At 43.3% G+C, this 19,142-nt stretch carries 21 protein-coding genes; 2 read left to right on the top strand and 19 right to left on the bottom strand.

Annotation, left to right across the window (positions count from 1 at the left end; translation table 11 throughout):
• Position 1: 1 nt before the first annotated feature.
• Complete coding sequence (locus ACH6C1_RS01785) at positions 2-1,723, bottom strand: cache domain-containing sensor histidine kinase (RefSeq protein WP_374074087.1); 1,722 nt, start codon at positions 1,721-1,723, stop codon at positions 2-4.
• Between the two features lie 266 nt (positions 1,724-1,989).
• On the opposite strand from ACH6C1_RS01785, the gene ACH6C1_RS01780 reads away from it, so the two are divergent.
• Positions 1,990-2,883, top strand: coding sequence for a fructose bisphosphate aldolase (locus tag ACH6C1_RS01780; protein ID WP_374074085.1), 894 nt, complete (start codon positions 1,990-1,992; stop codon positions 2,881-2,883).
• 38 nt (positions 2,884-2,921) lie between these two features.
• Here the strand turns inward: ACH6C1_RS01780 and ACH6C1_RS01775 are convergent, their stop codons facing one another.
• The 10 genes from ACH6C1_RS01775 to ACH6C1_RS01730 form a co-directional block, all read right to left on the bottom strand.
• Positions 2,922-3,527: a Bax inhibitor-1/YccA family protein gene (locus ACH6C1_RS01775; protein ID WP_374075537.1), complete on the bottom strand. Its 606-nt coding sequence runs from the start codon at positions 3,525-3,527 to the stop codon at positions 2,922-2,924.
• A gap of 229 nt (positions 3,528-3,756) precedes the next feature.
• Positions 3,757-4,095: a hypothetical protein gene (locus tag ACH6C1_RS01770; protein ID WP_374074083.1), complete on the bottom strand. Its 339-nt coding sequence runs from the start codon at positions 4,093-4,095 to the stop codon at positions 3,757-3,759.
• A gap of 11 nt (positions 4,096-4,106) precedes the next feature.
• Positions 4,107-5,714 carry a zincin-like metallopeptidase toxin domain-containing protein gene (locus tag ACH6C1_RS01765; RefSeq protein ID WP_374074081.1) on the bottom strand — a complete coding sequence of 536 codons (1,608 nt, stop codon included), beginning with the start codon at positions 5,712-5,714 and terminating at the stop codon, positions 4,107-4,109.
• Between the two features lie 3 nt (positions 5,715-5,717).
• Positions 5,718-6,023 (bottom strand): hypothetical protein, encoded by a 306-nt coding sequence (locus ACH6C1_RS01760; protein WP_374074079.1) that lies wholly within the window; start codon positions 6,021-6,023, stop codon positions 5,718-5,720.
• On the bottom strand, positions 6,024-6,731 hold the full coding sequence (locus ACH6C1_RS01755; protein ID WP_374074076.1) for a DUF5081 family protein: 708 nt from the start codon (positions 6,729-6,731) through the stop codon (positions 6,024-6,026).
• Positions 6,728-7,030 (bottom strand): WXG100 family type VII secretion target, encoded by a 303-nt coding sequence (locus tag ACH6C1_RS01750; protein ID WP_374074074.1) that lies wholly within the window; start codon positions 7,028-7,030, stop codon positions 6,728-6,730. Before ACH6C1_RS01750 ends, ACH6C1_RS01755 begins: the two co-directional genes overlap by 4 nt.
• Positions 7,031-7,033: 3 nt before the next feature.
• Positions 7,034-7,435, bottom strand: a complete 402-nt coding sequence (locus tag ACH6C1_RS01745) for a chorismate synthase (RefSeq protein WP_374074072.1) — start codon at positions 7,433-7,435, stop codon at positions 7,034-7,036.
• 211 nt (positions 7,436-7,646) lie between these two features.
• On the bottom strand, positions 7,647-8,015 hold the full coding sequence (locus ACH6C1_RS01740; RefSeq protein WP_374074070.1) for a hypothetical protein: 369 nt from the start codon (positions 8,013-8,015) through the stop codon (positions 7,647-7,649).
• A gap of 13 nt (positions 8,016-8,028) precedes the next feature.
• Complete coding sequence (locus ACH6C1_RS01735) at positions 8,029-8,313, bottom strand: YwqI/YxiC family protein (RefSeq protein WP_374074068.1); 285 nt, start codon at positions 8,311-8,313, stop codon at positions 8,029-8,031.
• Positions 8,310-8,726 (bottom strand): YwqH-like family protein, encoded by a 417-nt coding sequence (locus tag ACH6C1_RS01730; protein WP_176465630.1) that lies wholly within the window; start codon positions 8,724-8,726, stop codon positions 8,310-8,312. Before ACH6C1_RS01730 ends, ACH6C1_RS01735 begins: the two co-directional genes overlap by 4 nt.
• 257 nt (positions 8,727-8,983) lie before the next feature.
• Between ACH6C1_RS01730 and ACH6C1_RS01725 the strand changes: the two genes are divergently transcribed.
• Positions 8,984-9,478, top strand: a complete 495-nt coding sequence (locus ACH6C1_RS01725; RefSeq protein ID WP_374074066.1) for a DUF2798 domain-containing protein — start codon at positions 8,984-8,986, stop codon at positions 9,476-9,478.
• Positions 9,479-9,540: 62 nt separating this feature from the next.
• Here the strand turns inward: ACH6C1_RS01725 and ACH6C1_RS01720 are convergent, their stop codons facing one another.
• The 8 genes from ACH6C1_RS01720 to ACH6C1_RS01685 form a co-directional block, all read right to left on the bottom strand.
• Positions 9,541-10,809 carry a cytosine deaminase gene (locus tag ACH6C1_RS01720; RefSeq protein WP_374074064.1) on the bottom strand — a complete coding sequence of 423 codons (1,269 nt, stop codon included), beginning with the start codon at positions 10,807-10,809 and terminating at the stop codon, positions 9,541-9,543.
• The gene (gene codB / locus ACH6C1_RS01715; protein WP_374074062.1) at positions 10,806-12,080 is read right to left on the bottom strand and encodes a cytosine permease; all 1,275 of its coding nucleotides are present in this window, start codon (positions 12,078-12,080) and stop codon (positions 10,806-10,808) included. Before codB ends, ACH6C1_RS01720 begins: the two co-directional genes overlap by 4 nt.
• A gap of 278 nt (positions 12,081-12,358) precedes the next feature.
• Complete coding sequence (locus ACH6C1_RS01710; protein WP_374074059.1) at positions 12,359-14,155, bottom strand: glycoside hydrolase family 2 protein; 1,797 nt, start codon at positions 14,153-14,155, stop codon at positions 12,359-12,361.
• Positions 14,156-14,185: 30 nt separating this feature from the next.
• Positions 14,186-14,581 (bottom strand): hypothetical protein, encoded by a 396-nt coding sequence (locus ACH6C1_RS01705; RefSeq protein ID WP_374074057.1) that lies wholly within the window; start codon positions 14,579-14,581, stop codon positions 14,186-14,188.
• A 19-nt stretch (positions 14,582-14,600) separates the two neighbouring features.
• Positions 14,601-15,437, bottom strand: a complete 837-nt coding sequence (locus ACH6C1_RS01700) for a carbohydrate ABC transporter permease (protein ID WP_374074054.1) — start codon at positions 15,435-15,437, stop codon at positions 14,601-14,603.
• 12 nt (positions 15,438-15,449) lie between these two features.
• Positions 15,450-16,367 (bottom strand): carbohydrate ABC transporter permease, encoded by a 918-nt coding sequence (locus tag ACH6C1_RS01695; RefSeq protein WP_374074052.1) that lies wholly within the window; start codon positions 16,365-16,367, stop codon positions 15,450-15,452.
• A gap of 63 nt (positions 16,368-16,430) precedes the next feature.
• Positions 16,431-17,669, bottom strand: a complete 1,239-nt coding sequence (locus tag ACH6C1_RS01690) for an ABC transporter substrate-binding protein (RefSeq protein ID WP_374074050.1) — start codon at positions 17,667-17,669, stop codon at positions 16,431-16,433.
• Position 17,670: 1 nt separating this feature from the next.
• Positions 17,671-18,636: a glycoside hydrolase family 43 protein gene (locus ACH6C1_RS01685; RefSeq protein ID WP_374074048.1), complete on the bottom strand. Its 966-nt coding sequence runs from the start codon at positions 18,634-18,636 to the stop codon at positions 17,671-17,673.
• Positions 18,637-19,142: the final 506 nt, after the last annotated feature.

Genomic DNA, 19,142 nt, shown 5'->3' with positions numbered 1-19,142 from the left:
GCTACTGACCTCCCTGCTCCTGTGCCGGAATACAAATCGTGACCTCAAACCCTTTTCCGTTCATATTATCAATTTGAAACGCTGCCTTATCGCCATGATGCAGCTGGATACGCTCCGCGATATTTTGCAGCCCTGTTCCGCCAGCAACTCCCTCGCGCAGCAGACGAATCTCATCGGCGCTCACTGTTGCACCGTAGCTAGCTGCGCTGAACACCAGCAATCCGTCTCTTTCCGTTCCCTTTAGGATAAAGCTGCTTTTGTCCCGCATAGTTTCATAGCTATGCTTAAAATAATTTTCAACAAGCGGCTGCAGCAGCATGCTTGGTATTCTATATTCCTGTATGCTTTTCTCCACTTGAATAGCGATTGGCAAATCTGCTCCAAAACGTTCTTTTTGCAATGCGATATAGGAGTCAATATAACCAAGCTCCTCCCGCACCGGTACGAGCTGATCGGCCTGCAAAGCATACCGCATCATTTTGGATAAGGATACGAGCAGCTTGTACACTTCCCGGTCATCTGACCGCAGGGCAACAGCTCCGATGGATTGCAATGCATTAAAGAGGAAATGCGGATTCACCTGTGATTTGAGCATTCTAAGCTGACTCTCCCTCGCCTCCAGCTCAAGCTTATATTCACGTGCGATATGAGAATCGATTCGATTCAGCATCTCCTGCATATGTGCAGACAGGTGGCCAATTTCATCCTTACGCTCTGTTTTTAGCTGGACGTTCATCTGACCGCCTTCTATGGATCGCACCTTCTCACTTAGAGTAATAATCGGTTTTGTAAACACACGGGAAACGACCAGAACCAGTATGGTCCCCAATAGGACAACGCCGATGCCTAATACGACATTCGTCCAGGCCGTCTCCCTCGCATCACGGAACAGCTCATCCTTTGATGTAACCTTGATCAGCTGCCAGCCAGCCAAGGGCTTGCCCAGCTCCTCCCGAAGGACGATATTTCCTCCCTCCGCTGCTAATTGAGACTCGTCCATATTTGTGCCAATCTGTTTAAAATCTTTGCTGTAGACGATCTCTTCCTTTCCATTTACAAGCAAAACCTGCGTCCCTGTTTCTCTTGTAACAGCCTCAAGCAGCCGCGAGAAAGATGATACTTCTATATCAGTCGTCAGGAATCCTAGAAATTCTCCACTCAGTACGTCTGTTATCCTATGCTGGATCGGCAGCACGATTGTATTGTCCGATTCCGGAACGATCGCTACTTTGTCTTCGTTCTCGAGGACATGAGGAGTTTCCAGCATGTAAGCTGCCTTCGAATCGTTCATCTCCCTGAAAGGTGAGTGCTCCAGATAATCCGGAGCAGGCTTTGGAGCACCGACATTTGATTGGTAAACCGTCAAAGACTGCTGATCTTGTTGAAAATAAAACCGCAGCTGACGGATATCCGGTCGTGTCGCCGCATATGTCTCCACACTATTTTCAAAAGCTCGCACATGCTCTGTCGTCTCTGCCAGCATGCCATTCTCCAGTACCTGTTGGACCTCTGGCATATTGAACAAGCTGTAAGGGAGCCGGACCATCTCATCTGCGTACTGTTCCAAATCTGCTCCGCTCTCATTTAATTCCTCTCGGCTCCTTGCCAAATCCCGCTCCTCAATACTCGATTTGCTATTCTCATAAATAAAAATCACAAAGAGAAAATAAGGCAGAATGATGAATAAGAGCAGCATGATGAATAACCGAGTCCTAATGCTCATGAATGCCCTTCCTTCCATACCGTCCGTTGAAATAGTCAAACTTACCCTATAACATGCCCAATCAGCCGTCAATCCAACTTAAGTTATACTCAAAGGTCCCGATAAACAGCGAAACATCGTTTTCACTCCCGCATATACGCTTCCACAGCCTGGAAATCCCGAAATGGAAACCTTATCAAACATTTAATGTTAAAACACTGGATAAAAGGGAACAGTGAACATGGAGCATTTTTTCAGCTATAAAACGAATTAAAGGAGTGGCAGATATGAACGAAAAGCAATTCGACATCATCAAAAACGGCAAAGGCTTCATCGCAGCATTGGATCAAAGCGGCGGCAGCACACCGAAAGCATTGGCAGAGTACGGCGTATCCGAAGATGCTTATTCAAACGAAGACGAGATGTTCAAGCTCGTCCACGACATGCGCACACGTATCATCACTTCCCCTGCATTCAACAAAGACAAGATTCTAGGAGCTATCCTATTCGAACAGACGATGGATAGGGAAATCGAAGGCAAGTACACAGCTGATTACCTTTGGGAAGAAAAAGGGATTGTGCCATTCTTGAAAGTCGATAAAGGTTTGGCAGAGGAAAAAGACGGCGTTCAGCTGATGAAACCGATCGATAACCTGAACGAAACACTCGGCCGCGCATCCGAACGACATATTTTCGGAACAAAAATGCGTTCGGTCATCAAAGAGCCTAACGTCAGCGGCATCAAAGCGGTCGTAGATCAGCAATTCGAAATCGGCAAAAGTATCATCGCAGCTGGTATCGTTCCAATCATAGAACCAGAAGTGAATATTCACAGCGAGGATAAAGAGAAATGCGAGAAAATCCTTCGGGATGAAATCTTCCGCCATCTAAACGATTTGTCCGAAGAAGAAAATGTCATGCTCAAGCTTTCCATCCCAACGAAAGCAAATCTATATAAAGAACTCACCGAGCATCCACGCGTTGTCCGCGTCGTTGCTTTATCCGGCGGCTACTCCCGCGACGAAGCAAACGAAAAGCTCAAAGAAAACGAAGGCGTAATCGCCAGCTTCTCCCGCGCTTTGGCAGCAGAGCTAAACGCAGGTCAGTCTCAGGAAGAATTTGATGCAGCATTGAAGGATGCTGTGGATACGATTTATGACGCTTCTGTTAATAAGAAGTAAAACAAAACCGGAGAGCTGTTCAGCTCTCCGGTTTTTTATTAGTCCTTAGACATGATCCCCAAGAATCGAAGTAAGTTCATGAACAAGTTGATAAAGTCCAAATACAGATTCAATGCCATTAGAGGAATCATCTCTTCTGTAACATGGTCTCTCGCCATTTGATTAAAATCATACAGGATATAGAGTGAAAACACGACAGAACCGATACCCGAGAAAACGAGCATTGTCGCATCACTATACGGGACAAAAATTCCGATCAAACCTGTTACAATCAGCGCAATCAAGGCCACAAACAAGAATCCGCCAAGGAAGGAAAAATCTTTTTTTGATTTAACCCCTACCAGCGCCATTACGCCAAAGATGACAAACGTTGTCGCGAAAGCATACAGGACAATATTGGCTCCACCAATGGAAGCATAATAAGCTACTGCCGGGTATGTCGTAATACCTGAAATCACGGCAAATATATAAATAAACGTATAGCTGACAGCCTTCTTCCGTCTAAGCCAGAAGGCAGCAATTATCATACCTAATTCAATTACGATTAATGGCAAAATAAGCACAGGCGGCACAAAATGGCCAGCATAGATTCCAAGCGTCGCCAACAGCAGCGTCATCAAGAACGTCTGCAGCACCTTCTGCATGATTGTCTTTTGAGTGGATATTGCGTATTCCAAGTTCATCTCTCCTATAGTTTCTAAAAAAAGTGTTAGGTTATATACGAGGTTAATTCATAAAGGTTTCGGAAAATTTTACGTTAGTCATCCTAAACTTCAAGTACCCCAAAAAGCACTTATTATATTTAATAAGTGCTTTCGACATCGTTTCCATTATCTTGATGAATACGTAAAAGTGCATTGATATATAGCTTAATTAATTCGTATCCTCATCCCATATCGCATCAAATTCCTCATCTGACATTTCATTGCTATCTTTATCGTGAGGTGCATAGTAGTGACCATTTGGATCAATGATATATTCAACTTTCGCCTGTTCATCAGATATGACAATAGTATATTCATCTTCAGCCTCAAATCCCGTTGGGGTTATGCCTACAAGAACTAGCCATGCAACACCTTGAACACCATCGAAACCGTCATATGACCTTATGGTTCTATTGTTATCATTTTCAATACTTCCGGATAAATTGAAGTCTCTCTTATAATTGTTCGCTATTACTAATACTTGTTGAGCAGTTAACTTCGTTTTCATATTTTCGCTCCTTAATTTTCAAATCCTACCCAGTCTTTCGGCGGCCAATCACCATGCCTCAGTTTAAAGATATACCTCTGTGAAAATAGGATTTCTTCTTTTGAGAACATATCCCGATTTTTCATAATTTCATTATAAACATATTCTTCTCTTTCAAGAGTGGATTGTTTCAGGTAATTCTCTTTACCTAATTCCCTCCACTGCTGCGCGTGGTAGGATTCGTGTAAAGCACTTAATAACGTAGGTTGTCTTCTAAGATATATCTGGCCTGTTTCAGCCATAAAGCCTGCTGCAGCAAAACTTGGCAGGATGTTCCCTTTTTTATCCAAAACAACATTTATCCCTAAACTAGCCATCTCTTTTCTAAATTGCTTTAGCTCTCTGATGTTCATGATTCTTTGTCCATTAGGAGCTACCCTTCGTTGACCTCTAGCAGGCATTTCTTCCCAAGTTTTAAAGTCGAATTGATCAATTCGGCTACTATTATTAACTTGATCTTTTAATGATTTATCAATTGCAGCATTTGCTCCAGTGCCATTCCTGTAAACCGCATTTTCTCCGCCAGCGGCTAGCTTCTCCACTCTAAGTTGTTCTTCCAAAACATACCTTGAACTCTTTAATCTAGTTGCAGTTGCTTGGCTGACTTTATCCGATAAATACACTATGTTTGAAGCGTTATTTGGAGTCGCTGCATTTAGCGCAGTAACTGAAACACTAGACTTACTCTTCATTCGTCCTATATCAATTACTGCACTTGTCGACCTTGTTGCCCCACTAAAACTTGTTACAGCACGTCCAGCCGGAATGATATCGATAGGAGCTAAGATTCCCCGTATCCATCGTTCCGATGTATCCAGCTCCCGCCCTGAAGCCCAGTCCTGACCAGAAATAGCACTTCCCATCTCCACTGTCGCATAAGCCGCTCCTAGTACAGCGCCAGCTGGCGGACATACAACGGTTACGCCAACAATGACGACGAGGGCTGCAATATTTACCCAAAACTCTTTTGTAAACTGCCCGTCCTCAATGGACTCATATTCAAAGGCTCTTGTGTTGACGGCAGCAGTGCGATAATCTTCGTAGCTGATGTCTTCATCCGGGTTCTGTACTTTCCATTCCTCAAAAGAAGCCTTGATTTGATCAGCATAATAGTTGTCTCCGCTCAGTATATCATCGATGGTGATTTCTGTTTTCTCTGTTTCGTATTCCTGGTAGGAACCATAATAAGAGATAGGTATTGTCTCCGTTGCACCAATATGGTTCGAGGTCGTGTAGTTGGAGATGGAAGAATCTCGCACTTTCTGGACAAAGACATCAATATCTTCATAGAAGGGCTGATCGATTGTATCTTCTACTATATCGCCGACACTTCCACTGTAATCCTCCAGGACTTTAAAGTCCTCGAACAATCGCTGGTATTTATCTTTATCGCTTGTATAAGAGAACGAGACAACTCCGTCGGAATCATACTTTGCCACCTTTTCGCTTGCTTCGTCCAAGTTGTCTGTGATGTCTTTCATCGTATCGATCATGCCTTTGCCCCAGACACCCAGGCCAATCAAGTTACGCAGACTATCTTTCGTCTTATCCCATTGGCTGCTTCGGTATTTTACATCCACGTTTTACACCTCCAATGCATCGATGATTTTCAGGGCAATTGCTTCATCTGTCTCAATCATCGTGTTCAGCGTTTCAATCACCAAGGAGGAGATGCGTGCGTAGTGATCCTGCAGTTCCATGAACTTTTCATTTGCTTCAGGATAAGCTTCGATTGCTTCCATCGCTTTTCCTTCTTGATAGAATTTCGTGTTTTTAATATTTTCGATTGCAGGAACTGCGTTCGATTGTAAATCCTCCATGATAGCCATGAGCTGCTTATAAATATCGGTAATCTCTATCGGATCAACCGCGATATTACCACTAGCCATCTATCTTACCCCCTCTTTCTGTCGATATGGGAAGTCCAATGCATCAAATAATACCTTCATAAACCAATATTGACTTGCATGATAGTACTGCTTCTCGGTCGTATCAATCATAATCAGCTTGTCATGTTCAGAGAGGACAAGCCATTGCTGATAATGGTCCGGGTTGCTTGCGACCTGCGGCTTCACCCGGGGATGGAAAAGTTCTATATTTGCGATATCATTCGTGACACCAAGCTCGTTGATCGCTGCCCTTTCCTCAGCCGGCAGCTCCCGACGCAGGAAATGTTTTTCTTCTTCGGCAGGTTCACGATTCAGAAGCGGTACTTTCTCGCTAAGTAATTTCAGTACAAGCGGCTTGGCCATCACATAGAGTTTGTACTCCTTCTCCGCTGTCTCCACAAGAATGGTCACTTCTTCCGCTTGCTTCTCCCGAAACGCGAACATAAGGTTATTGATCCGCACATATTTTTGGCTGAAGAAGTATTCGTACAACGTTTTAATAATCACAGCACCTGATTTCGTCAGCTTGCCTTCCTCTGTAAAAACGCCTTTCTGAATCAAGCGTTTATGCGCCCGACTCCAAGGTTCTTCTCCCTGCAGCTGATAGATCTTCTTATCCGGCAGGCCAAATAAAGCCTCCGCATCAAACGCCGCAGCGAGTAAATAGAGTTCGGTCACATGAAAGGTATCCCTATCTGGCTGCGTCATAGGCTCTTCACTTCCTTCACCAAATTATAATTTTGGAAATCAGATTGATATTTCTCTATATTATCCAGCGCTTTCTTCTGCAAAGAGGCGGCATCCTTAAGATCAGCATGATATTGAAGCAGCAGCTCCAAGTAAGCAAGGAAGCTGTCACGTGACTTACCTTCCCAGTTGGATCCTTGCACGAGAGAAAGCAGAGCTTCTCCTTGTGCATACGTATTATCAAGTGATTCCTTCAGCTTTGCTGCCGATGATTTGGCTGTTTCCAATTCAGCTTGATTGATGATCACATCCTTCGCCATAGCTTAGTCCTCCTTCGCTTCTTCCATTGCCTTACTCTTATAATGAAGATATCGTTCATATGCCCGATCACTCGCCGTAACGAGCTTACTGCGATATTCCTTCTCGTTATCCAAGTAATCCGTCAGTTTTTTATCAAGCCGCTCCTGTGCCGGTATGAAGTCATTACTCGGAATAGCATCCTCTGCCATACACGGCACACTACCTTTATAGGAAGAAAAATAAGACTCCGCTTCGCTTACCAGCTTGTCATGTTCTGCCTTTGCTTCTTCCAATTCGTTATACAACTTGAGGTAGTCGTCTCTTTTTGCTTCCGTATCTGTCTTGAACCATAGAAAAGCCATTTTATCAGCCCTTTCTGCCTCAGGATTCGCTTCTTTGTTTTCAGCAAGCCACCGAAAAACCATATATATCCACTTATCTTTCTTCATTCTATTATGAATTGTGCCTGTATCAATGACCTTCTCTCAAAATGTGCCAAAGCTACTAATAAGAAAAATACAGAAACATGCCATAGGTAATACAAGAACTGATGGAATACAGGAGGAAAGATATATAATAAAAGCCAGTGATTTTGTACTTCAAAGGTACTCACTAGCTTTAGAGATTCGTATTTTTCTATTTAACTTTTATTAATTGGAACCAATTTTTCGTACTATAGATTATACAGACAAGAAAGAGAATGCCTGCCACTGCAGTAAAAATTGGCGCAATCATGACACCAAGGAATAAGCAGACGATCGCAGCCAGGAGGAGAAGCATTGCAGTCATATTGATTCTTACCTCCACATTAGCCTCGTCAACTACCTCCAGTTCCTTGCTGCCAAAGAACCACTGCTTGGCCTTCAGCTTTACAGCCTCATCATCAAGGCTGATAGTCGTATCCTCATCATTGCCGAGTTTTGCAGTATGCTGTCCATCTACATATAAAGCAACCCTAGCTAATCCACCCATCATACCTGTATTACGTTTCACATGAATCGCCATGCAGTGATCACTCCTATCCTATTGTAAAAGCATCAATAGCTTTAGCCACTGTCTGTTCGAACTTCTCGAGGGAATCCACAGCATCTTGGCTTGCCACTACATGCTGCAGAGCCATCTGCTGATATTCTTTTATAAGACTATTCAGCGATACATTGATATCATTGATTTTCGCCTGGACATCAAACATCTCCCGGCCGCTGCCTCTATCTAGTTTTCCAGATTGGAAATCAGTCAGGGAGTTTTGGAGATTCGTCAATTTCTGCTGAACATGATCTGCTTTTAATCTGATTTCACTCATGACTGCAGCTCCTTCTTCCGATCTGCACGAAGTCGTTCTAATGAATTTTGTTTTGTCGCCATCTGCATCTGACACGAATCGATCTCCGCAATAAGCATGCCCTTCGCCTGCTCTAACGCTTCCAGAACTCGCTGCACCTCATTTTGAGCCACATCTTTAAAGCTAGCCGACAGCTCTCCATTACGGAAAGCATCAAATTTATCTGCAAGCTCTCCCTTCCATGTCTGCGCTGTCAAATCGATATCCTGCCAATACTTCCTGCTTTCTTCATAATCTCCTTGCAGACCTGAGATTTCCGAAATCGCACGTTCAAGGCGCTGTACTTCTTCTTGCTTTTGGAGCACTTGCCCACGCAACCCATTGATTGAACTATTCATACTGCGGATTTGACTATCTATGGAAGCTAAAGACATTCCAATCATCCTCCTTGCTTTGCGTCACACCGTACAAAACTTCATCACTACTACAGTAAAGGATTCCCAGAAAAAAATCTGTAAGACTTCTGCCTTGTTTTTCCAAAATACGACCGAATTGTACTGGTAAAAAGGTTGTGGATTGTAATTAATTCATTGTTTAAGCTTATTTTTGTTCACAAAAAGTTCACTTATGTAACACCCCTTTCCCTCGATATACTTAGCAAGTGCTTTTACACAAAGGGGATGAAGTTATTTTGCCTACAACCAAGAAAGAAAATATTATTTTTGGATTGATGATGTGTGTGGGGATGGTCGTGGGGATGACTACGTATAATTTGATTATTAATGATCTAATTGGTGTGCTTTCTCTACAGGGAATGCTTATGCAATTCGCTTTGGGATTTGTAATTGCTTTTCTATTGGAATCTTTTATTGTTGGACCACTTGCACATAGAATCGCATTTTCACTGCCTTTTGATAAAACAAAGCGACTGCCTGCAATTTTGGCACTTTCCTGCTGTATGGTAGTTGGAATGGTGCTTTGCATGTCCGTATTCGGACTTGTTTCTTCATATGCCGCAAATGGTTTGAGCGGAGTATCTTGGCTTAGTAGCTATGGATCAATCGCACTGAAAAACTTTATCTTCGCGCTGCCTTTCCAGCTGCTTATCGTAGGACCAATCGTTCGTTTTGTATTTGGGAAATACATTCAGAGCGAGCCAGCGGTGCAAGCAAGCCAAGCAGGTTAAAAAAATAAGAGATTGGAAATAATCCAATCTCTTATTCTTATTATCTGCATAACATGAAAGGTTTATTTTTTGAATGTGACATTTTCTACTTTCTCACCAAATGTCAGCTTTGTTTCCCTCGGCTTCGTCTCCGCAATAACCTCACCATTCCGTACAGAGTAAAGCACTGCAGCTTGCTTGCGAATCGCTTCGTATTCATTCTCTGCTTCCAGCACGATCAAGTTGGCTGGCTTTCCTTCTTCAATGCCGTACTTGTCTTCGATATGCAGTGTTCTTGCGCTGTTAGCCGTGATCATGTCGATGCTATTGACGATTTGGTCGTAGCCCATCAGCTGCGTTACGTGGATGCCCATGTGCAGGACTTGCAGCATGTTGCCTGTTCCTAGCGGGTACCATGGGTCAAAGATATCATCATGGCCAAAGCTGACGTTGATTCCTGCTTCCTGGAGCTCTTTCACTCTGGTGATTCCTCTTCGTTTCGGATATGTGTCAAAGCGTCCTTGAAGATGGATGTTGACTAATGGATTAGCTACCATGTTGATATTGGATAGCTTCAAAAGACGGAATAGTTTTGAAGTGTAGGCATCGTTATAGGAGCCCATAGCTGTTGTATGGCTGGCTGTCACTCGTTCGCCCATGCCGTAGCGATGCGCTTCTGCTGCTACTACCTCGACAAAACGGGATTGTTCATCGTCGATTTCATCACAATGGATATCAACGAGACGATCGTATTTTTCGGCTAATTTAAATGCTGTCTGCAAGGACTCCACGCCGTACTCTCTCGTAAACTCGTAATGCGGGATGCCGCCGACAACATCTGCTCCCATGCGAAGTGATTCTTCCAGCAGTTCCTCCCCATTTGGATACGATAAAATTCCTTCCTGCGGGAATGCAACAAGCTGTAAATCAACATAAGATGCCATCTCTTCTTTTACTTCAAGCAATGCCTTTAAAGCTGTTAATTCTGGATCTGTCACATCGACATGCGTACGCACATGCTGGATACCTTGTGCAATCTGCCATTTCAATGCTTGCTTCGCCCGTGTTTTTACATCCTCCAGCGTGAGCAGCTCTTTCCGCTCTGCCCAGCGCTGAATCCCTTCAAACAACGTCCCGCTTTCATTCCAGTTTGGCTCGCCTGCTGTCAGCGTCGTATCCAGGTGGATATGCGGTTCAATAAATGGCGGCAGTACTAGGTTCCCCTGCACATCCATGATTTGCTCGTCTCGGCTTGCTTCGATCGATGGAGCGATTCTTTCAATCTTTCCTTCTGTGATTTGTATTTGCCAGAGGCCATCTTTATTTCTTAGTTTCGCATTTGTAATAATCATGATTCTGTCACCTTTTCCACATTAAGATTTAGTTTCGCTTCAGCTGCTTTTGCTGTAATGATTGAAAGAACCACATATACTGCCGCCGCACCAATCAATCCGTTCAATGGCGGAATACCAGGCAGAAACTTCGCTGCACCAGCTCCGATCGCCCAGGCGATCATTGCATTCCAGTTCACTGCTTTGAATGTCATCGTTTCAAACGCTGGATACTTCCCGCGGCATACAATGAAGTAGTCTGCAATCAAGATGGCACCGATAGGCGGCAGTACCGAACCAAGCGTTGTCAAGAATCCTACAAAGTTGTTATACAGCCACATCGCAAGGATAGTTCCGACAATACCATTGAAAATGACCACTTTATTCTTTTTGATTTTCGTAATATTGGAGATTCCCAGTCCAGACGCATAAATCGCATTATCATTTGTCGTCCAGATATTCAGGCCTAACACGATAATCGCCGGAATGATAAGCCCTTGCAGGAACATCACTTCTGAGATGTCCGATTGACCTGTTACGATGGCTCCAATTGCACCAAACAGGAACATCAAGGAATTTCCGATAAAGAATGCGATGACTGTTGTAATAACGCCGTTTTTCGGTTTATTCGCGAATCTTGTGAAGTCGGGAGTCAATGTCCCACCACTGATAAAGGATCCCACACAGATCGTCAATGCTGCTGCAACACTGATTGTCTCAGCTGGTTCATGCTGCATAAGGGCACCGAATCCCCCAAGTGTATCAACCGCTTCGAGTACCGAAAACCCACCTAGAGCTATAATCGAAGGTACTGCGATAAAGCTGAGAATCGTCAATGCTTTCATTCCGAAGAAAGCTGATGCCGTCATACATAATCCTAAGATAACAATCAGTACGTAGGTGTCTATTCCTGTCACCTTATGAACCGGTAAAGCGAACATAGCCGCTCCAACTCCGAACCAACCTACTTGTGTTGCACTCAGCAAGAAGGAAGATAAGTAAGACCCTTTTTCACCAAAGGCATAGCGTGTCAATAAGTGCGTGGATAGCCCGGTCTTCGCTGAGATATAAGCAAGCGCTCCAGTATAAGCTCCTAGAATCAAGTTACCTGCTAAAACTATTAAAATGAATTGTGTCATGGACAAACCTAAACCTAAAGTTCCTCCCGACACCATGCTAGCCGAGAAAAATGTAAACCCAAGCATCACCATCAGCATCTTCCAAAAACCATTGCGGTGTGATTGCGGTACTGCCTGAAGTGAAAAATCATGATCTATCTTTTTCTGTTCCATTGTTATTCCTCCTGTTTTAGTTAGACTAAAACTGGTACCGAGGAAAAAAGAAAAGAGGCTTCCTGCCATCACTGACAGGAAGCCTCTTTAAACATGAGGATATAAGGGTATAGCTATCCCTAATATTCCGCATAGTTTCCGAATGTCCTTGTCAGCCTCACGGGACTGAATTAAAGGTACCAGTATCAAATTAAAGATATTATTACAATAATTTTTAGGAAAGTCAACAACTTCTCTCAATCTGACTCTAGTAAATGCCAGCAGTCTCTACATCAGCTTTAGACTTTCACCACAACATCGTGCCAAGTGTCATTAATTTCTTTAATAACTTTCAGATCACATTTCGGCTCTCGATTATATGTCAACAATCCATTGATTTCCTGCTCTACATCTGTCAATTGTGTATAACAATACCCATGCAGGATATCGGAACTATAAACAGCTTCCATTATTCGTCTGTAATCTTCTACAAACTCTTTTTCATTCTTTACAGATGTATATCCCCAGCCGTTGTCTTCACCAACTTTGTATCCAATACCACCAAATTCGGTCAGCAGAATCGGTTCCCCTTCATGCTCGAAACCATCAGCATAGATACCGCGAAGAGCTGGTTGTGCATGCAGTATAGATTCCTTCGTCGCCAAAGAGTTTTTAAATAGCTGATATTTTGCCTTTTCCTCATTGGAACCGTGATTATAGTTATGAATTGCACAGATATCGGACCTTGTCAGCTCCCAGCCGTCATTGGAAATAACCAATCGAGTTGGATCCAAGGAATGAATAAGATGATACATCGCCAACGAGTGATGCTGCTGTTGCTTGTTGCTCTTGATGAAAGGCACACCCCAGCTTTCGTTAACGGGAACCCAAGCCACGATAGACGGATGATTATAATCACGCTCTATGATTTCAATCCATTCCTTTGATAGCCTACCCGCAGCTTCTTCACTGTAAGACGGGAAGGCTGCACACTCTCCCCAAACAAGGAATCCTAACTTATCCGCCCAATACAAGAAACGCGGATCTTCTACTTTTTGATGCTTTCGACAGCCATTAAACCCCATCTCCAAAGCTAATTCTATATCCCTTTTCAAGTGCTCATCACTAGGCGCCGTCAGCAGCCCCTCCGGCCAATATCCTTGATCAAGCACGAGCTTTTGGTAATAAGGTTTATTGTTGAGATAAACCATACCATTTTCCTGATGCACCTTCCGCATACCGAAGTAGGAATCTATTTCATCTAATACATGATTGTCATCTTTCAAGATGATGCGGATATCGAATAAGTTAGGGTTTTCCGGAGACCAGTTCCAGCCGATATGATGGAAATTAGTTCGGAATATACGCTGGTTATAAAGATTGATTGCGCGCTTATTATAAGCATCAATCAGCTCGACTGTATCTTTGGCTATCCTTTCACCTTTATAAGAAATCTCAATCTCTACCTTCTTCTGCACATATTCACCCGTCACATCGTACTCCACAATAATATCGCCGCGGTCGATGTCCGGTGTCATACGCAGTTTAGATATACGCGTTACATCAACAGGCTCAAGCCATACAGTTTGCCAAATACCAGTTGTACGCGTGTACCAAATAGCATCTGATTGTTCCTGCCAAAATTGCTTACCTCTCGGGATTGTCTCATCCATTGAGGGGTCCTCCACACGTACAACAACTGTCTCCTTTTCCCATGTTAAGTTCTCGGTAATATCCAATGAAAAAGAAACATGACCGCCTTCATGGAATCCGGCATACTGTCCATTAATATATATCCAAGCTCGGTAATCCACTGCTCCAAAGTGAAGAATGACTCGCTTGCCATCCCAGTTTTCAGGAAGGGTAAAATCGCGTCTATACCAGACATGATCATGAAAAGCTATATCCCCAATACCGCTCAATTCCGTCTGATAAGCAAAGGGCACATTGATCTTTCGGTCAAATGCGTGCCCTGCTTGGAACCACCTTTCCTTCAACCCTGCATTCCTATCATCAAATGCAAAATCCCATTCACCGTTTAAGTTCATCCATTCTTTTCTTTGTAATTGCGGTCTGGGATATTCTGTTCTGTTCATTCTTTCTGCTCCCCTTCACTCATCCAAGATTTATTTATCTGTCTGCAGTTTAATAGGTTTGTTTTTGGCCAAAGCCATTACAGCAACTACCAGCAGAAGCATCAAGCTGATGTAATCAGACAAAAAGTAGCATACAGCAGCTAATCCGATCCAATAGACTGGCAGTTTATATTGAAGCGTATTATCACCCAACAGCTTCCTAGCGAAAATAATATTCAACACAGCAATCACTACAAAAAAGAGACCATATGTAACCGAGAAAATATAAAGGTTATCGAACCAGGATTGGAATCCGTTCTGCTCCAATCCCGTATCTGCTCCCTGCATTTTCCAATAGAAGGCGTAAAAGAAAATGGTGATGAACCCTGTGAGCAATTGCCACCCGCTGACAGCATAGAGTAATTTTCTTTCCATCGACCTGCTCATTGCTTCCCCTCCTATTACATTATCCTTTCACACCTGATGACAGAGACATAGACTGCATGAAATACCGCTGCGCAAACAGGTACAGCAGAAAGGTCGGAACCAAAGCAATCAATGCACCCGCTGTTCCGATCCCCGGATATGTCATGTATTGCCCTTGCAGCAGCTGCAGCCCTGGTGTAATTGGAAGCTTATCGATATCGTTCAATACAATGGACGGCCATAGAAAATCATTCCAGGCTCCTGTGAAACTGAACAATGCCACAACGGTTAATACAGGTCGTAGGAGCGGCAGGATGATCAGCCAGAAAATCTGGAATTCACTGGCACCGTCTATCTTGGCGGATTCATCGAATGTTTTAGGTATCCCTAAGACAAATTGCCGTACAAGGAAGATATTAAATACCCCGGCTGCCCCTGGGACAATGACAGCCAGCAAGTTGTTCACCCACCCGATGGAGTCGACAATGCTGTACAAAGGAATCAGATTCACAACAGCAGGAAACATCATCGATGCCAGCAGCATCCCGAATAACAGATCCCGTCCCTTGAACTGAAGCCTTGTGTATCCATATGCCGCAAGCGAAACAACCACCAGCACCAGCAAGGTATGTCCGACTGCGATAATCAGTGAGTTCAGGAACCATTTCATTACCGGTGTAGAAGCATTATTAAAGAGTAATTCGCTGTAGTTGCTCACAGTCCAATGGATCGGCAAAAAGCTTACCGCCGCATTCGTGATCTCTGCTTCAGATTTGAAAGAAGTGAACACAGCCCAGATTAACGGAAACACCCACAGCACAGCCATCACTAATAAAAAGATGAACGCGATGATTTTAGTCTTATTATTTCCTTTCATGTGTACGCACCTCTAATCCCGATCTCTAAGCAGATAGAATTGAACAGCAGAAACAACCATGATACAAACGCCGAGCAGTACTGCCATCGCCGAGGAGATACCAGCAATCGACATACCGGAGCCAAATGCATTTTGCTGAATGTACATAAGCAGGACGTGTGTAGAATCACTTGGACCTCCGCCTGTCAGCATCAATGGCTGTCCGTATACATTGAATTGCGCAATAGTCGTCATCACCAGCGTAAATAAAATCTGATATTTTATGCTCGGCAAGGTCACTTTGATGAACTTCTTGAATGCACTCGCTCCATCCAAATCCGCAGCTTCCATTAAATCCTTGGGCACCCCATTCAGCGCCGCTAAGTAAATGACCATATTTCCGCCGATTGTCCACCAGACAGTGACGAGCACCAAAGCAATCCAAGCATTCGGTTGATTATCGAGCATATTCGTCGTTATATTTAAATAGTTTGCAAGAGGACCATAGGTCACACTGAAGAGGAACTGCCAGATAATCATCACAGCTGAAATAGCGAATAGCGAAGGCAGATAAAACAGCGACTGAAACATCTTGTTCAATCTCGGACGCGCGGATAAGGCCAGCGAAATCAGTAACGGAACAATGATACAAAATGGGACAGTGAGAAGCACAAAGATAAATGTATTTTCCAAGCCGTTGTAAAACTGTGCAGAAAAGCTCGACTCCGCATCGAATAAGATCGTCTTATAGTTTTCTAAGCCAACAAACTCAGGACTCGAAAATAAATCCCATTTGGTAAATGAAATATAAACGCCAAAAACAGAAGGAATCAGAAAGAAAATAATAAAAATGAGCATATGGGGTCCGACGAATAGTGCCGGCCAGAGATTCAGCTTCTTCTTCTTTACCGTCTGCTCTTTGCCAATCTTTCTCTCCGCTACAGTTGCCATGTGTTTTCACCCCGATATAGAGAGGAGCGGAGAATTCTTATCTTCTTCCGCTCCAATGTTTGCTTATTGACTCATCTTGTCATTAACTATTTGTTGTATCTTTTCTAACTGGTCTTCAATTTCTACCTTGCCCTGAATCATATCCCAGCCGGAATTATCAATTTCTGTGAAGATATAAGATGTACCAGGCTCTGTAATAATAGTGACAGCATCGCGGGCTTCTGGTGTTTTCAACAGGAAGGATTGTGGCATTTCAAGATATTCTTCATTTTCAAGCATACCTAGTGCTGTCGGATTTGCCCCTGATTTGATCCATTCCAGCTGATTCGTCTGCAGCCATTCAATGAATGCTACAGTACCTGCAATTTTCTCTTCGGAACGTTCTTTGCTTTTGAACATAGCGAACTGATCAGCACCGCTTCCTTGGATAACATTGTTCGCATCATATTGCGGTGTAAATGTCTGACCCCATTCAAAATCTGTAATCTTTTCCATTTGTGACAACATCCATGTACCCTCTGGAAGGAAGATCAATTTGCCGTTATTGAAGAGTTTGTTTACGTCCTCACCATTTTTCGGCATATAGCCTTCATCATGCAGACTTTTGAACTGTTCCATTGCTGCAACAGCTGTGTCATTGTTAATGGTCGGCTCGCCATTTTCAGAGAACTTCCCGCCCATCTGATAGTACAGATTGCTGAAGTTCTGCATAGCCCACGAGAAACCATAAGAGTAGATGCCATCTGCTTTCGCTGCCGCACCTGCTTCTTCGATTTCTTCGTATGTCACGATGCCGTCATCAACTGCACCCGGGGCATACTCATCAACCAAATCTTTGTTATAGTACATAACCCAACTGCCCATTGTCGCCGGAAGGCCGAATTGATCTCCATCGACATTTCCAACATTCCAAGCTTCCTCTAAGTAGTTTTCTTGTTTTACGTCCGTTCCGTCAATATATTGATTCCAAGGTTCGAGCATTTCCTGCGATTGGAAGGTCGATACCGATTCCGATGCAATCAGTGCAATATCCGGAACCCCCTTACCAGAGCGGGTGACTGTCGATAGTTTGTTATTAAATACGCCGCCCTCCATAGAAACAAGCTTCACTTTAAATTCCGGATCTGTCTCGTTGTATTGATCGATATTCTTTTTGATAAGGTCACCATCAGGTCCAGTAGTGCTGCTCCATAGAAGGATCTCATTAGAACTGCTTCCTGATGACTCCTCACTGCTGCTGCAGGCACTCAGAAACAAAGAAGCTGTCACAATCAACATAAGGATCAATTTAAAATTCTTCATCCTATTCTCTCCCTAGACTTATTTTCTGTTCTTTATAAGAAGGTCCTTCAATGATCAATTTCCCATCCTCAAAATGCAGCTTATCGATACTCATCCGCCGGTCTCCGCTTGGAGCTTCGGGGTATGTATGCGTGTGATATACAGCATACAAAGTCTCTCCGTCAGGACCGATAGTCACGCTGTTATGCCCTGGACCAGATATTCCGTTCTCCAAGTCCTTAGCCAGAACCGGATTTTCTTCCGCCTTTTTAAAAGGACCCCTTGGATTATCCGCAACTGCATATCCGACAGCATAATCAGCACTTGCAAAGTAATTCGACGAGTACATGAGATAATATTTATCCTCTTCCTTCAGCACAAACGGCCCTTCATTCCATTGATAGTCATCCTGGAGTCCTTCCCATTCTTGATCCGGCTGCAACAATAATTGAGGGTCTCCTTTTAACGCTGTCAGATCCTCCGTCATCTCCTGTACGAATATTTGACTTACATGATTTCCGTCTATGATGTTTTCCGAGCAGTCTTTCACATAATATAAATACGGAATTCCATCATCGATAAAAATATGACCATCTATATAAGAGCCTTGTTCTTGAATGATATCCGCATTCATATCTGTAAACGGACCTAGCGGATCGGAGCTGGAAGCTACAGCGATTCGCAAGCTGCCATCCTTATTGCGGGCACTGTACGTCATCATATACTGGTCACCGTGCTTGATAACCTCAGGTGCCCAAAAGTCACCGGTTGCCCATTGCTTCTCCTGCTCCGTACTATCAAATGCCAGCCCTTCTTCTTCCCAGTCGACCATATTATCCGACTCCCAAACCCGAAAACCTATAGAAGCAGCCGAGGTAGCATACATGTAATACTTATCTGAATCCTCATCCTTTAACACAAACGGATCACCGATATTCGTTATCCCTTCTACTGGGTTGGTATAAGCCATTTTCTTTTCTTGTATCATCGAAAGAACGCTCCTTATCCCTATGACTGAAATAACAGCAGCTGCTATTGCAATCACCAATATCTTTGCGCTGATTCGTTTTCTGATTTTGATCTCCCCTTGATTCAAGCAGATTAAGAATGTAAGCGTTATCAATATGAACGATCACGAGAAACCATCTTTAACCAACTCTTGTTCCATTCAGAGAATATGCATTAAAGATGAAAGCGGAAGGCTACTGATAAATCTTTATCACCCCCTTTACACTTTAACTAATTGGTTAATTAAGTTATAATGAAAGTGCTTACAATTTGTATTATTGATTACAAAACCTTTGTTGTCAACACACAATTTAATTGTCTTTTCAGTTAATAACACGCAATGACAAAACTTAATCAATAAAAAAAGCTATTACGACAACCCTCAGGAAGTCTTTCGTTAACTGGAAATAAATAAAATATAAAAACTCCAATTGTCTTTTCACGCAACAAGCGGGACAATTAGAAAAAAACAGCCGGAGGTAACAG

This window comes from Terribacillus sp. JSM ZJ617, assembly GCF_044383785.1.
Taxonomy (GTDB): Bacteria; Bacillota; Bacilli; order Bacillales; family Amphibacillaceae; genus Terribacillus.
Note: the sequence above shows the minus strand (reverse complement) of the source record. Positions and strands in the feature narration are given on the sequence as shown.